This window comes from Haemophilus haemolyticus, assembly GCF_001008205.1.
Taxonomy (GTDB): Bacteria; Pseudomonadota; Gammaproteobacteria; order Enterobacterales; family Pasteurellaceae; genus Haemophilus; species Haemophilus haemolyticus_Q.
In genome coordinates, this window is record NZ_LCTK01000029.1 from 64,417 (window position 1) to 76,578 (window position 12,162).

Consider the following 12,162-nt stretch of genomic DNA (forward strand, 5'->3'; position numbering starts at 1 on the left):
AAAGGAAGTAACATGACATTAAAAATTGCAATTGCTGGTGCTGGTGGAAGAATGGGACGTCAATTAATTCAAGCGGTTCATTCTGCGGAAGGTGTAGAACTAGGTGCTGCTTTTGAACGCAAAGGATCATCTTTAGTCGGGACGGATGCGGGAGAATTGGCGGGAATTGGTCAACTTGGTGTAACAGTTTCAGACGATCTTGAAAGCCAAAAAGATAAATTCGATTTATTAATCGATTTTACTCGACCAGAAGGGACCCTTGAACATATTGCATTTTGTGTAGCGAATAATAAAAAAATGGTGATCGGTACAACTGGTTTTGATGAAAATGGTAAAGCGGCGATTAAAGCAGCTTCAGATAAAATTGCTATTGTGTTTGCATCAAATTTCAGTGTCGGCGTGAATTTAGTCTTCAAGCTTTTAGAAAAAGCAGCAAAAGTGATGGGGGGTTATTGCGATATTGAAGTGATCGAAGCACATCACCGTCATAAAGTCGATGCGCCATCTGGCACCGCACTTTCTATGGGCGAACATATCGCAAAAACCTTAGGTCGGGATTTAAAAACTCACGGAGTCTTCTGCCGTGAAGGAATCACTGGCGAACGTAAACGCGATGAAATTGGTTTTTCTACTATTCGTGCTTCGGATGTGGTGGGGGAACACACGGTTTGGTTTGCAGATATTGGTGAGCGTGTAGAAATTTCCCATAAAGCATCAAGTCGTATGACTTTCGCTAATGGCGCAGTGCGTGCTGGTAAATGGTTAGAAAATAAGGCGAATGGCTTATTTGATATGACGGATGTATTAGATTTAAATAATTTATAAATCAATTTCAATGTCACTTTCTACGTGACAGCAGCATAATAAAATCTCATCAGGTTGAATAAAGGCAAGGGGCGTATCTTTATATGATACCTTGCCTTTTTTGATCTTCACACGACAAGAACCACAATAGCCACTACGGCATTGATATTCATGATGAATATTATTTTTCTCGAGATGATCGAGTAAACTTGTTTCATTATTGAATTCTAATGTGGTTTTACTGTAGATTAGATGAATTTTCATAATAACAATGCAGTGAAATTTGCTGGGCATTATATAAGGAAAATCCAAATGTTAAAAATACTGTGTTTTATAACCGCACTTTTTATTACTGCTTGTAGTTCTATTAGCAAAGAACCAGTGAAGACAGTGAATGTTTATATCAAACCTTATTATTCTGCTAAAAATGGAAAAGCAGAAAATGTATTTGTACATAAAGAAATTGATCCGATGCTACGTGAAAATACGATAAAAGGTTATAAAAGTGCGGTGAAATTTGTAGAAGAAAACCCGTCTCGTATTTCACCCATGACGATGTTTACCTTAGCCGCGCGGGCGTACGATTTTGGCTTAAGAGATGAAGCTGTTACTTGGTTTTATCGTGGGCAAAATCGCTTGATCACCGCACTTTATGTGTTGGATTTACCAAAACAAACGGTGCAAGATAATACAGGGTTCAGCCATGTTGTAGGACAGTTTGTTAATGCTTATGCGTTTTGCAATTTTGATAAACAAAGTCTTGCTGCCGAAAATGCGGTGAAATGGATAATTTCGCACCCTTATGAAGTGATGTTCTTACCAGCATTGTCCGCAAAATTTGCAGATCGTAGAAAAGCATTAAAAGAAGCAGAAGAAAAATTAGTTCAACGTTTACAGGAACAAGCACATTTTTTTGCTAATCCAAACAATAAAGAAAAATGGCAAAAAGAGCGGTCAGAAAATTTTGTGAATGAACGATTTTGTTGGTAATAAGAAAAAATGGAATAGCGATAACGTTATTCCATTTTTATTTTTGATAAACCAATGATTTTTCGTATTATTCTTTTACTTTTTAAGTACTTGGTATTATCATTACTCGGTTTTTATTTTATAGAGAAAAGAGAAGCAGGGGAAACTATGCAACATCTGAACGAGCTTGTTGAGAAAGCAAAATTAGCGATTGAATCCATTCAGGATCAAAGTTTAACGGCTTTGGATGAAATCCGGGTCGAATATTTTGGTAAGAAAGGGCATTTTACTCAATTAATGCAAGAATTGCGTAATGTGTCAGCAGAAGAACGTCCTGCGATGGGCGCAAAAATTAACGAAGCAAAACAAGCTGCGTTAGAATCTTTAAATGCAAAAAAAACGGAGTGGGAACAGGCTGAACTTAACGCAAAATTAGAAAAAGAACGTATAGATGTCAGTTTACCAGGTCGCAAAGTTGAAACCGGTGGCTTACACCCAGTTACCATGACGATTAATCGTGTAACAAAATTTTTCTCAGAACTTGGCTTTTCAGTTGAAAATGGCCCTGAAATTGAAAGTGATTATTATAACTTTGATGCGTTAAATATTCCTAAACATCACCCAGCACGTGCGGATCACGATACTTTCTGGTTTAATCCAGAATTATTACTTCGCACTCAAACTTCTGGCGTGCAAATTCGTACTATGGAAAAAATGCAGCCACCAATTCGCATTATGGCTCCGGGACGTGTATATCGTAATGACTACGATCAAACGCACACACCAATGTTCCACCAAATTGAATTGCTTTATGTGGATAAAAAAGCAAATTTCACAGAATTGAAAGGCTTATTGCACGATTTCTTACGTGCTTTCTTTGAAGAGGATTTACAAGTGTGTTTCCGTCCATCTTATTTCCCATTCACCGAACCTTCAGCCGAAGTGGATGTGATGGGTAAAAACGGTAAATGGTTAGAAGTGTTGGGCTGCGGTATGGTGCACCCAAATGTGTTGCGTAACGTTGGTATTGATCCAAATGAATATTCTGGTTTTGCAGTGGGTATGGGCGTTGAGCGTTTAACAATGTTACGTTATAACGTAACAGATTTACGTTCGTTCTTTGAAAACGACTTACGTTTCTTAAAACAATTTAAGTAATTTCTCGGATTTGAATTAAAAGGATAACAACAAATGAAATTTAGTGAACAGTGGGTAAGAGAATGGGGGAATCCATCCGTTTCAACCGAGCAATTATGCGAGCAAATTACCATGCTTGGCTTAGAAGTGGATGGGGTAGAAGCCGTTGCGGGTACATTTAATGGTGTCGTTGTGGGTGAAGTGGTAGAATGTGCACAACATCCAGATGCGGATAAATTACGTGTAACTAAAGTGAACGTAGGCGGTGATCGTTTATTGGATATTGTGTGTGGCGCACCAAATTGTCGTCAAGGCTTAAAAGTGGCTTGCGCAACAGAAGGTGCGGTATTACCTGGCGATTTCAAAATTAAGAAAACGAAATTACGCGGTCAACCATCAGAAGGAATGCTTTGTTCATTTTCTGAATTAGGTATTGATGTTGAAGCTGATGGCATTATTGAACTGCCACTTGATGCTCCAATCGGTACAGATTTGCGTGAATATTTAGGTCTAGATGACAATGCTATTGAAATTAGCTTAACGCCAAACCGTGCGGATTGTTTGAGCATTGCGGGTATTGCGCGTGAAATTGGTGTGGTAAATAAACATCCTGTAAATCAACCGCACTTTGAAGTGGTGCCAGCAACAATTTCTGATAAAGTTCAAATTGATTTACAAACGCCAGAAGCGTGCCCGCGTTATTTATTACGTGTGATAAAGAACGTCAATGTAAAAGCACAATCACCAATGTGGATGCAAGAAAAATTGCGTCGTTGTGGTATTCGTTCTATTGATCCTATTGTTGATATTACTAACTACATTTTGCTTGAGCTTGGTCAACCAATGCACGCGTTTGATGCGGCCAAAGTTGCACAACCTGTTCAAGTTCGCTTCGCAAAAGAAGGTGAAGAATTAGTATTATTAGATGGTTCAACGTCAAAACTTCAATCAAATACTTTATTAATTGCCGACCAAAATGGGCCTTTAGCAATGGCAGGGATCTTTGGTGGTGCAGCGAGTGGCGTGAATAGCGAAACGAAAGATGTGATTTTAGAATCCGCATTTTTCGCTCCATTAGCTATTGCAGGCCGTGCAAGACAATATGGTTTACATACTGATGCATCACACCGTTTTGAACGTGGTGTGGATTTTGAATTAGCCCGTAAAGCAATGGAACGAGCAACCGCATTATTGCTTGAAATCTGTGGTGGTGAAGCGGGTGAGATTTGTGAAGCAAGCAGTGAAACTCATCTTCCTAAAGTCAATACCGTTCAACTTCGCCGTAGTAAATTAGATGCACTTTTAGGTCATCATATTGACACAGAAAGCGTAACAGAAATTTTCCACCGTCTTGGTTTCGATGTTACTTATGCTAATGATATTTGGACGGTAACTTCTGCAAGCTGGCGTTTTGATATTGAAATCGAAGAAGATTTAATTGAGGAAGTGGCGCGTATTTATGGTTATAACAGCATTCCAAACAATGCGCCACTAGCGCATCTCCGCATGCGTGAGCACAAAGAGTCTGATTTAGATTTAGCTCGAATTAAGACCGCACTTGTGGATGCTGATTATCAAGAAGCCATTACTTATAGCTTTGTGGATCCAAAAATTCAAAGTTTATTACATCCACATCAAGAAGCACTTGTATTGCCAAATCCTATTTCTGTGGAAATGTCAGCAATGCGCGTGTCTTTGATTAGTGGTTTATTAGGTGCTGTGCTGTATAACCAAAATCGCCAACAATCTCGCGTTCGTTTATTTGAAACTGGATTGCGTTTTGTGCCAGATGCCAATGCTGAATTTGGCGTGCGTCAAGAATTTGTTTTAAGTGCGGTAATTACTGGAACGGCAAAACCTGAACATTGGGCAGGCAAAGCAGAGTCTGTTGATTTCTTTGATCTTAAAGGCGATTTAGAATCAGTACTTTCTTTAACAGAAGGTGGTAATAGAGTTCGTTTTGTTGCAAAACAATTTGATGCATTACACCCTGGCCAATCTGCTTCTATTGAATTAGATGGTCAAGAAATTGGTTTTATTGGTGCAATTCACCCATCTATTAGCCAAAAACTTGGCTTAAATGGCAAAACTTTTGTATTTGAAATTCTTTGGAATACAATTGCGGCACGTAATGTGGTGCAAGCAAAAGAAATTTCTAAATTCCCAGCAAACCGTCGTGATTTAGCTTTAGTTGTAGCAGATAGCGTACCAGCAGGGGAATTAATTGCAGCCTGTAAACAAGCAGGCGGCGAAAAATTGGTGCAAGTGAACTTGTTCGATGTATATCAAGGTGTGGGCGTCGCTGAAGGCTATAAAAGTTTAGCTATTAGCTTAACTGTCCAAGATAATGAAAAAACACTTGAAGATGAAGAAATTAATGCAGTGATTTCAGCAGTATTAGCGGAGGTAAAACAACGCTTTAATGCTGAATTAAGGGATTAATATGGCTACGATAACCAAAATTGATATTATTGAATATTTAAGTGATAAATATCAGTTATCTAAACACGATACGAAAAATGTGGTGGAGAACTTTTTAGAAGAGATTCGTTCATCGCTAGAATCTGGTCATGATGTGAAATTATCAGGATTTGGTAATTTTGAACTACGTGATAAGTCATCTCGCCCAGGTCGTAACCCGAAAACTGGTGATGTTGTGCCAGTTTCTGCTCGCCGAGTGGTGACATTTAAACCAGGGCAAAAGTTACGTGCTCGTGTAGAAAAAACTAAATAGTAAGCAACAAAAAGTGCGGTGAATTTCTACCGCACTTTTCATATGAAAAGGTATGAAAATATATAAATCATTTTTAATCGCTACTGCCTCGCTGTTTTTATTCGCTTGTTCTAGTTTTCAAAACGATGATTATGCGATGAACTATAAAGGTCAAATCGGCGATCCTATTATGGCCATAGCCATGTTGAGCGAACAACAACATGAATGGGCGGGTACACCTTATGTGCTCGGTGGTGTTTCACGTCGTGGCGTAGATTGTTCCGGTTTTGTGCAGAAAACTTTCTTCGAGCGTTTTAATCTTCGTTTGCCAAGAAGTACAACTGAACAAGCCAATTATGGTAAACATATACGCAAAGAAGATATTCAAACGGGTGATTTAATTTTCTTTAAAACTGGTCGTGGCCCTAATGGCTATCATGTGGGAATTTATGTAAAAGAAGACAAATTCCTTCATGCTTCCACCAGAGGGGGAGTTGTCTATTCTTCAATGAATAACCCTTATTGGTCGAAAGCCTTCTGGCAAGTCAGACGGATTTAAAAAGTATAATGCTGGAATTTTCCAGCATTTTTTATAATGATTTTTTTCAAATTTGGGAGATAAAAATGCCCTCAAACTTAACCGCACTTCAAATTCAACTTGAAATTTTACGCCTTATTCCAAAAACACGTTTTATTACTGCAGAAGAAATCTTACAAAAACTTGCTGATATTGGCGTTCAACGTGATATTCGTTCAATCCAACGCCAGCTAGAAAGCTTGTCTCAACAGTTTGAAATTGAGCGTGTATATTTAGAAGAAATAGTATAACGACATAAATTGTCGCTTCATATTTTATCATTAAGCCATCAACAGAGAGGGCATTAAAATGAAGAAAATTGTTTATATTGATATGGATAATGTGATGGTTGATTTCCCGTCTGGTATTGCAAAATTAGATGAGAAAACCAAGCAAGAGTATGAAGGTAGATATGATGAAGTCGAGGGCATTTTTAGCTTAATGGACCCTATGCCAAACGCGATTTCTGCCGTTCATAAATTGATGAAGAAATACCATATTTACGCACTTTCTACCGCACCTTGGCATAATCCTTCGGCTTGGAGCGATAAAGTAAAATGGATTCAGCATTATTTCGGTGAAGAAAAAGGCTCGGCATTATACAAACGGTTAATTTTATCTCACCATAAAAACCTGAACCAAGGCGATTATTTAATTGATGATCGCACTAAAAATGGGGCGGATAAATTCGAAGGCAAATACTTACATTTTGGTACGGAACAATTTGCTAACTGGAACTGTGTACTCTCTTACTTAGATTGCGGGCCTTTTACACCAAGTGACATTTTGCAAGATTGTTTAAAAAAATCAGCCTCACTTGTGCAAGTTGAAAATGAGGAACAAAGCCGAATCATTGGTGTTTTTACAGAACGCTATAAATGGCAAGTGTTTAATTTGGCATGTGTTTATACGGATGAAACAACAACCGAACACAAAACGGTCTATTTAATTATCAGCCCTTATCTCAGTGATGAATTTAAAATGCGTATTGAAGCAATGTGTGCTCATATACAAGCCGAATATGACGTGTTATTACGCTCAAAATCACAGCTAAAACAATATTTCCAACGCCTTTCAGAGAAGCCTTTCTTGCATATTGAAAGCTATACTTATCAACCGCTTTATAAAGCAAGGAATATTTTTGGCATGATGGCTAGAGATAGACAGATTGATGAAATTTTAGAACAAAAAGGAGCGTGAAAAATGACAGAGAAAAATAAACCAATTTGCGTGGTATTAACGGGAGCTGGAATTAGTGCCGAAAGTGGTATTCCTACTTTTAGAGCGGAAGATGGCTTGTGGGCAGGACATAAAATAGAAGAAGTGTGTACGCCAGAAGCCTTAAAGAAAAACCGTGCAAAAGTATTGGAGTTTTATAATGAACGACGTCGTAATGCTCAAGTTGCAGAGCCTAATGCCGCACACTTAGCTTTGGTTGAATTGGAAGCGTTTTATGAAGTTCATATAATCACTCAAAATGTGGATGATTTACATGAGCGAGCGGGAAGTACTAACGTACTCCATTTACACGGTGAATTGAATAAAGCGCGCAGTAGTTTTAATACCGACTACATTGTTCCATGTTTGGGTGATCAACTGTTAGAGGATAAGGATAATCACGGTCATCCAATGCGTCCACATATAGTCTTTTTTGGGGAAAATGTACCCATGTTTCCTAAAGCAGAAAAGTTAGTGAAAAAGGCAGATATTGTGATTGTTATTGGCACTTCATTACAAGTTTATCCAGCTAATGGATTGGTAAATCTAGCTCCATACGGTTCACTTATCTATTTGATCGATCCTAATCCCAATACAGGCTTTGTTCGTAAGAAAGTGATTGCAATAAAAGAAAAAGCGGGTGAGGGCGTTCCTAAAGTGGTCGCCGAGTTATTGGAGAAAATTAAAAAATCATGGAAAACTGACCGCACTTTTTAAACAAATAGCAACTTCGGTCGCTATTTATCATTATTTATCTTGCTTATGTTTAAGCATATGCATAATAAGTCTAATAAGCGTTTCTTTTTGTTTCGGATCAGATTCTGCAACTAATAAAGTGAGTGCTGCAAGCCCCGTATCATTGATAACTGGATGCCCATTATGATCAAACAAACGCCCATTTCTATGTAAGAAATCCACAAATAAAAATGCACCGCTACGTTTATTACCATCTGAAAAAGGATGATTCTTGACGACAAAATAAAGCAAATGTGCCGCTTTTGCTTCAATGCTTGGATAAGCAGGTTCACCAAATACACTTTGATCTAAATTGCCTAGAATTGCAGATAAGCCGTTATCTCGTTCACGTCCAAAGAGATCGCTTGCTTCACCTTTTGCCATCAGCTGTGATTTTAACTCTGCTAGTGCAGAACAGGCCTCAATATAAGTCGGTAATGTACCGCCTTGCTGTGTTTGTGGTTCGGTAAGTAAACCTTCATCATATTGTTGTAGCCATAAAAACGTATGCGTATAACGGCTGACAATATCCACTAATCCACGACCACTTTCTAGCGTTAATTCCGATGAATTTGCCGTTTTTTGAATAAGCGCAAGTGCTTGTTCTAATTCGTGAGCATTTTGTTGTAAACGTTTTTGGTTAATAGTATAGCCTTGAGTCAGATATTCTTTTAAACGTGCAGTTGCCCAAATTCTAAAATTTGTTGCAGATTTAGACTTCACTCGATAGCCTACAGAAATTATAGCATCCAAATTATAATGTTTAACCTTACGAGTAACTTGTCTTTTCCCTTCTTGTCGAACTACCGAGAAATCCTCGGTAGTTAAATTTTCATCAAGTTCTGCTTCATTAAAAATATTTTTTAAGTGTAGGCTTATGTTATCTGAGCTAGTATCAAAAATATTTGCCATCTGCGCCTGAGAAAGCCAAACGGTGTCATTTTCAAATCTCACTTCCACTTGAGTTGTGCCATCTTGAGCTTGGTAAATTTCAATCGGGTTTTGGTTATTCATATTATTTTCCTTAATAACTTACATGTATATATAACCAGATAAATATGCATATTGCAATACAGATCATCTTATTTGCAAAAAATCTTCTAAAAATAACCGCTTTCAATATTCACAAACGACACAAGTTGTCGCTTCCTTTCATATAATTTTTCCATAAAGGGAGATTTTTTACTTCTTACATATCTATCAAGCCTTTAATCAATAAAAGGAGCAAATAATGGCAATGAAAGTAATTATGGCAAGAGATCCACTTTTTGAGGATGTAAAAAAATTTGTGAAACAACAAAAAGTTGCATCTAGCTCGGTGATTCAACGCAGATTTATGTTGGGTTTTAAGTACGGCGAAAGCAAAAAAAGGCGGATTTATTCGTATTAACCCGCAAGATGCAGGTGTGCCGAAAATGCACTTTTAAAGTCTAGAAATGAAAGCATTAGATGCACTAAAAGCGATTGATTGCCTTCTAAACCCTTCTCAACAAGCGGTTGAGTAATGGAAAATTTTTGCGAAATTACCTTCTGCCAACAAATTGGCAACAACAAGCGACACAACCAAGATGCCCTTTTTAATGGCGAGGCGGTGTTTCAATATAAACTCAAAACGGCTGAAAAACGCCTTGAAAACCGACCGCACTTTTCCTTTCATTTTTATTTTCCCTAACAGATCTGTATAATATTTACCCTTTGAATATAAACGATTACAGGAGGAAAGCATGATAAAACCAGATACTTTACCGCAATTTTTGCGTAATAAAGTCGAGGAAAATGATGCCTTTGGTCTTGTGGAAGGGCTGTGTCAATTATTACGTAGTAGCCCTACAGAAAAAATTTCTCCAACCTTACATCTATTTAAGTTTATCTTAAAGAACGATAAAGAATTAGGTTGTTCTGTTTCGAAATTATTATGTGGTTGGTTATGTGGTTTACGTCTTTACCCGTTGTTTATTAGCAGTGGTATTCTTACGCGTGGCGGTTTTGGGCAAGAAATGAAAACGCGTATTTATGAGCGTTTTAACCCCTCTTTTAAAGATATTAATGATTTACGTGATATTTTTTATTTATTGTTTAGCGATAAAAATGATGCGCGCTGGATTGATGCCGTTCCTTTAAAAACATGGCGAGGCGTATTTGGCGTTTTAACCCGTTATACAGAACAAAAAGATCGTGAACGTTTAAAAAATCATATTGAAAGTGAAGGGCTATTTGCCATAGAGATGCTTTCAATTTGGATTGCGGCTGAAGATATGGATCCTGAGCTGATGCGAATGGAGCCCTCTCTGTTGAATGCAGATTCCCCTTTTGTCGCATTGCACCATGAAGTGGTGAATTGGTTACAGGCTCGCCGCCAATCAACCGTTTTTGATGATAGCCATTTACAGGTAATGTTTAGCCAATGTAAAAAATTGGTTGAGCGTTTGCAAAAACGTGGAGCAGTGGTGGGTTCTTCTTTAAATACGGCTTATTTATTGGAGCGTCTTTCTCAGACCTTAGAACGATTAGAAACCTTGATGGCGATTTTTGTCTCAAATCGCTATTTACCACGCCGAATATTGTTATTAACTGGCTGTTTTGCCCGCGCAGCAGCAGAAAAACATAGCATCACCCGATTATGGAAACAAAGCTCAAGATTAATTTCACGTAGCATTACCCAAAATGCGGGTGATCACGGCGAGCATTACATTACTCGAGATAAAAAAGAGTACTGGGCAATGTTTTATTCTGCCGCAGGTGGTGGTGTATTGATTGCACTGATGGCGCTATTTAAAATCTATCTAGGTAGCATTATTGATGACAAAGTCTGGAAAGGGATTGCTGAAGGCTTAAATTACGGCTTAGGTTTCATGGTGATCTTTATGTTGCATTTTACGGTAGCGACGAAACAGCCAGCCATGACGGCAGCCCGTTTTGCTGAGGCTGTTGAGAAAACGCCTCAAGGTAAAAGCGTCAATATGAAATTAGCCCAATTATTAGTGGATGTATTTCGCTCTCAAAGTATTGCGGTGCTAGGCAATGTGCTCATTGCGATGGGCTTAGCTGCATTGATTGCGTTTGGTTACCAATATAAAACAGGTGAGCCGTTGATGAACGCCGAGCAAATCGCTTATCAGTTGCATAGCATTGATCCTTTTGCGGGAACCTTATGGTTTGCAGCCATTGCGGGTGTATGGTTATTCTGTTCAGGGATTATTTCGGGTTATTTTGATAACCGCAGCAATTATTTGAATATGCGTATGCGTTTAACGCAACATCCGTTATTGAAAAAATTAATGTCTGAGAAATCTCGCGTTAAATTTGCTAATTATATGCATGAGAATTATGGCTCGCTTATCGGTAATCTTTGCTTTGGTATGCTGCTTGGTATTACGGGTGTCGTAGGTTACTTAACGCACCTTCCGTTAGATATTCGTCATGTGGCATTTTCATCTGCGAATGTAGGCTATATTGCTGTGAGCGGACAATTCACCTATTCATTGCTTTTACAATGCATTGGTTTTGTATTGTTGATTGGTTTAGTGAATTTAATTGTCAGTTTTTCATTAACTCTTTGGGTTGCACTGCGTTCTTTGAATGCGGAAATTGAGAGCTGGTGGCCAATTTGGCATGAAGTTTGCCAAATTGTGAAAAAACGACCATTGAGCTTATTTCTTCCCGTTCAATTAGATTAATAATCGTCTTAAGTGCGGTCAAATTTTAAGAGATTTTAAAACGCTTTGAAAATTGACCGCATTTTGATCTGCACCCCAAAACCTGGACACCTAATTTGAGGTGCAGATTATGTCCTACCCTTATCAATTTCGTTTGAAAATTATCAAACTCGTCACCGAACAGGATTATGGTATCCGTGAGGTGGCTAAACTTCATAAAATTTCCCACGCTCTCGTCATTTATTGGCTAAAAGCATTTCGGGAAAGAGGGCTTGATGGCGTAAAATCGCCTTATACAAACCTTCAAACACCGAAAATAGTGAAGCCAAAGATGAAAAAGAAAGACATTGAAA

At 38.2% G+C, this 12,162-nt stretch carries 12 protein-coding genes and 4 pseudogenes; 14 read left to right on the forward strand and 2 right to left on the reverse strand.

The genetic code is table 11. From position 1 onward, the window contains the following. Positions 1–12 precede the first annotated feature (12 nt). A complete protein-coding gene (dapB, locus tag AAX18_RS06210; protein WP_046953303.1) occupies positions 13–825 on the forward strand; it encodes a 4-hydroxy-tetrahydrodipicolinate reductase in 813 nt (270 codons plus the stop codon). Here the strand turns inward: dapB and yfaE are convergent. After that, on the reverse strand, positions 820–1,068 hold the full coding sequence (gene yfaE, locus AAX18_RS06215; protein ID WP_044232385.1) for a class I ribonucleotide reductase maintenance protein YfaE: 249 nt from the start codon (positions 1,066–1,068) through the stop codon (positions 820–822). The genes dapB and yfaE overlap by 6 nt on opposite strands. Positions 1,069–1,116: 48 nt before the next feature. Here yfaE and AAX18_RS06220 point away from each other — a divergent pair, with 48 nt between their 5' ends. From AAX18_RS06220 to AAX18_RS06255, 8 genes and pseudogenes are all read left to right on the forward strand, one after another. Next, complete coding sequence (locus AAX18_RS06220) at positions 1,117–1,794, forward strand: hypothetical protein (protein ID WP_230599555.1); 678 nt, start codon at positions 1,117–1,119, stop codon at positions 1,792–1,794. 147 nt (positions 1,795–1,941) lie between these two features. Next, positions 1,942–2,931, forward strand: coding sequence for a phenylalanine--tRNA ligase subunit alpha (pheS, locus tag AAX18_RS06225; RefSeq protein ID WP_046953305.1), 990 nt, complete (start codon positions 1,942–1,944; stop codon positions 2,929–2,931). Between the two features lie 33 nt (positions 2,932–2,964). Beyond that, on the forward strand, positions 2,965–5,352 hold the full coding sequence (pheT, locus tag AAX18_RS06230) for a phenylalanine--tRNA ligase subunit beta (RefSeq protein ID WP_005628674.1): 2,388 nt from the start codon (positions 2,965–2,967) through the stop codon (positions 5,350–5,352). Position 5,353: 1 nt separating this feature from the next. Continuing rightward, complete coding sequence (locus AAX18_RS06235; RefSeq protein ID WP_005628676.1) at positions 5,354–5,644, forward strand: integration host factor subunit alpha; 291 nt, start codon at positions 5,354–5,356, stop codon at positions 5,642–5,644. A 52-nt stretch (positions 5,645–5,696) separates the two neighbouring features. Further along, positions 5,697–6,182, forward strand: coding sequence for an NlpC/P60 family protein (locus tag AAX18_RS06240; RefSeq protein ID WP_046953306.1), 486 nt, complete (start codon positions 5,697–5,699; stop codon positions 6,180–6,182). A 65-nt stretch (positions 6,183–6,247) separates the two neighbouring features. Then, positions 6,248–6,427: pseudogene (locus AAX18_RS06245) on the forward strand (WYL domain-containing protein); the annotation flags it as partial. Positions 6,428–6,509: 82 nt separating this feature from the next. Then, entirely contained in the window at positions 6,510–7,400 is an 891-nt protein-coding gene (locus AAX18_RS06250) for a 5' nucleotidase, NT5C type (RefSeq protein WP_046953308.1), read from the forward strand. 3 nt (positions 7,401–7,403) lie between these two features. Further along, positions 7,404–8,135, forward strand: a complete 732-nt coding sequence (locus AAX18_RS06255; RefSeq protein WP_046953309.1) for an SIR2 family NAD-dependent protein deacylase — start codon at positions 7,404–7,406, stop codon at positions 8,133–8,135. 30 nt (positions 8,136–8,165) lie between these two features. Here AAX18_RS06255 and rhuM read toward each other — a convergent pair whose 3' ends face one another. Then, positions 8,166–9,167 carry a RhuM family protein gene (gene rhuM, locus AAX18_RS06260; RefSeq protein WP_046953310.1) on the reverse strand — a complete coding sequence of 334 codons (1,002 nt, stop codon included), beginning with the start codon at positions 9,165–9,167 and terminating at the stop codon, positions 8,166–8,168. A 217-nt stretch (positions 9,168–9,384) separates the two neighbouring features. Here rhuM and AAX18_RS08745 point away from each other — a divergent pair. The 5 genes and pseudogenes from AAX18_RS08745 to AAX18_RS06270 all read left to right on the forward strand — a co-directional run. Next, a pseudogene (locus tag AAX18_RS08745) lies at positions 9,385–9,501 on the forward strand (DNA translocase FtsK); the annotation flags it as partial. Between the two features lie 4 nt (positions 9,502–9,505). Then, positions 9,506–9,658: pseudogene (locus tag AAX18_RS08750) on the forward strand (NAD-dependent deacetylase); the annotation flags it as partial. Then, positions 9,658–9,801, forward strand: a pseudogene (locus AAX18_RS08755) (PP2C family protein-serine/threonine phosphatase); the annotation flags it as partial. The pseudogenes AAX18_RS08750 and AAX18_RS08755, both read left to right, overlap by 1 nt. 76 nt (positions 9,802–9,877) lie before the next feature. Beyond that, the gene (locus tag AAX18_RS06265; RefSeq protein ID WP_046953311.1) at positions 9,878–11,830 is read left to right on the forward strand and encodes a site-specific recombinase; all 1,953 of its coding nucleotides are present in this window, start codon (positions 9,878–9,880) and stop codon (positions 11,828–11,830) included. A 109-nt stretch (positions 11,831–11,939) separates the two neighbouring features. After that, positions 11,940–12,162: helix-turn-helix domain-containing protein (locus AAX18_RS06270; RefSeq protein WP_046953312.1), on the forward strand; the 223-nt coding region annotated here is incomplete at its 3' end.

Bases quoted from the DNA above. Each gene is read 5' to 3' on its own strand.
- AAX18_RS06220 (WP_230599555.1), top strand. From the start codon at position 1,117: ATGTTAAAAATACTGTGTTTTATAACCGCACTTTTTATTACTGCTTGT.
- dapB (WP_046953303.1), top strand. From the start codon at position 13: ATGACATTAAAAATTGCAATTGCTGGTGCTGGTGGAAGAATGGGACGT.
- pheT (WP_005628674.1), top strand. From the start codon at position 2,965: ATGAAATTTAGTGAACAGTGGGTAAGAGAATGGGGGAATCCATCCGTT.
- AAX18_RS06265 (WP_046953311.1), top strand. From the start codon at position 9,878: ATGATAAAACCAGATACTTTACCGCAATTTTTGCGTAATAAAGTCGAG.
- AAX18_RS06235 (WP_005628676.1), top strand. From the start codon at position 5,354: ATGGCTACGATAACCAAAATTGATATTATTGAATATTTAAGTGATAAA.
- AAX18_RS06255 (WP_046953309.1), top strand. From the start codon at position 7,404: ATGACAGAGAAAAATAAACCAATTTGCGTGGTATTAACGGGAGCTGGA.
- AAX18_RS06240 (WP_046953306.1), top strand. From the start codon at position 5,697: ATGAAAATATATAAATCATTTTTAATCGCTACTGCCTCGCTGTTTTTA.
- yfaE (WP_044232385.1), bottom strand. From the start codon at position 1,068: ATGAAAATTCATCTAATCTACAGTAAAACCACATTAGAATTCAATAAT.
- AAX18_RS06250 (WP_046953308.1), top strand. From the start codon at position 6,510: ATGAAGAAAATTGTTTATATTGATATGGATAATGTGATGGTTGATTTC.
- pheS (WP_046953305.1), top strand. From the start codon at position 1,942: ATGCAACATCTGAACGAGCTTGTTGAGAAAGCAAAATTAGCGATTGAA.
- rhuM (WP_046953310.1), bottom strand. From the start codon at position 9,167: ATGAATAACCAAAACCCGATTGAAATTTACCAAGCTCAAGATGGCACA.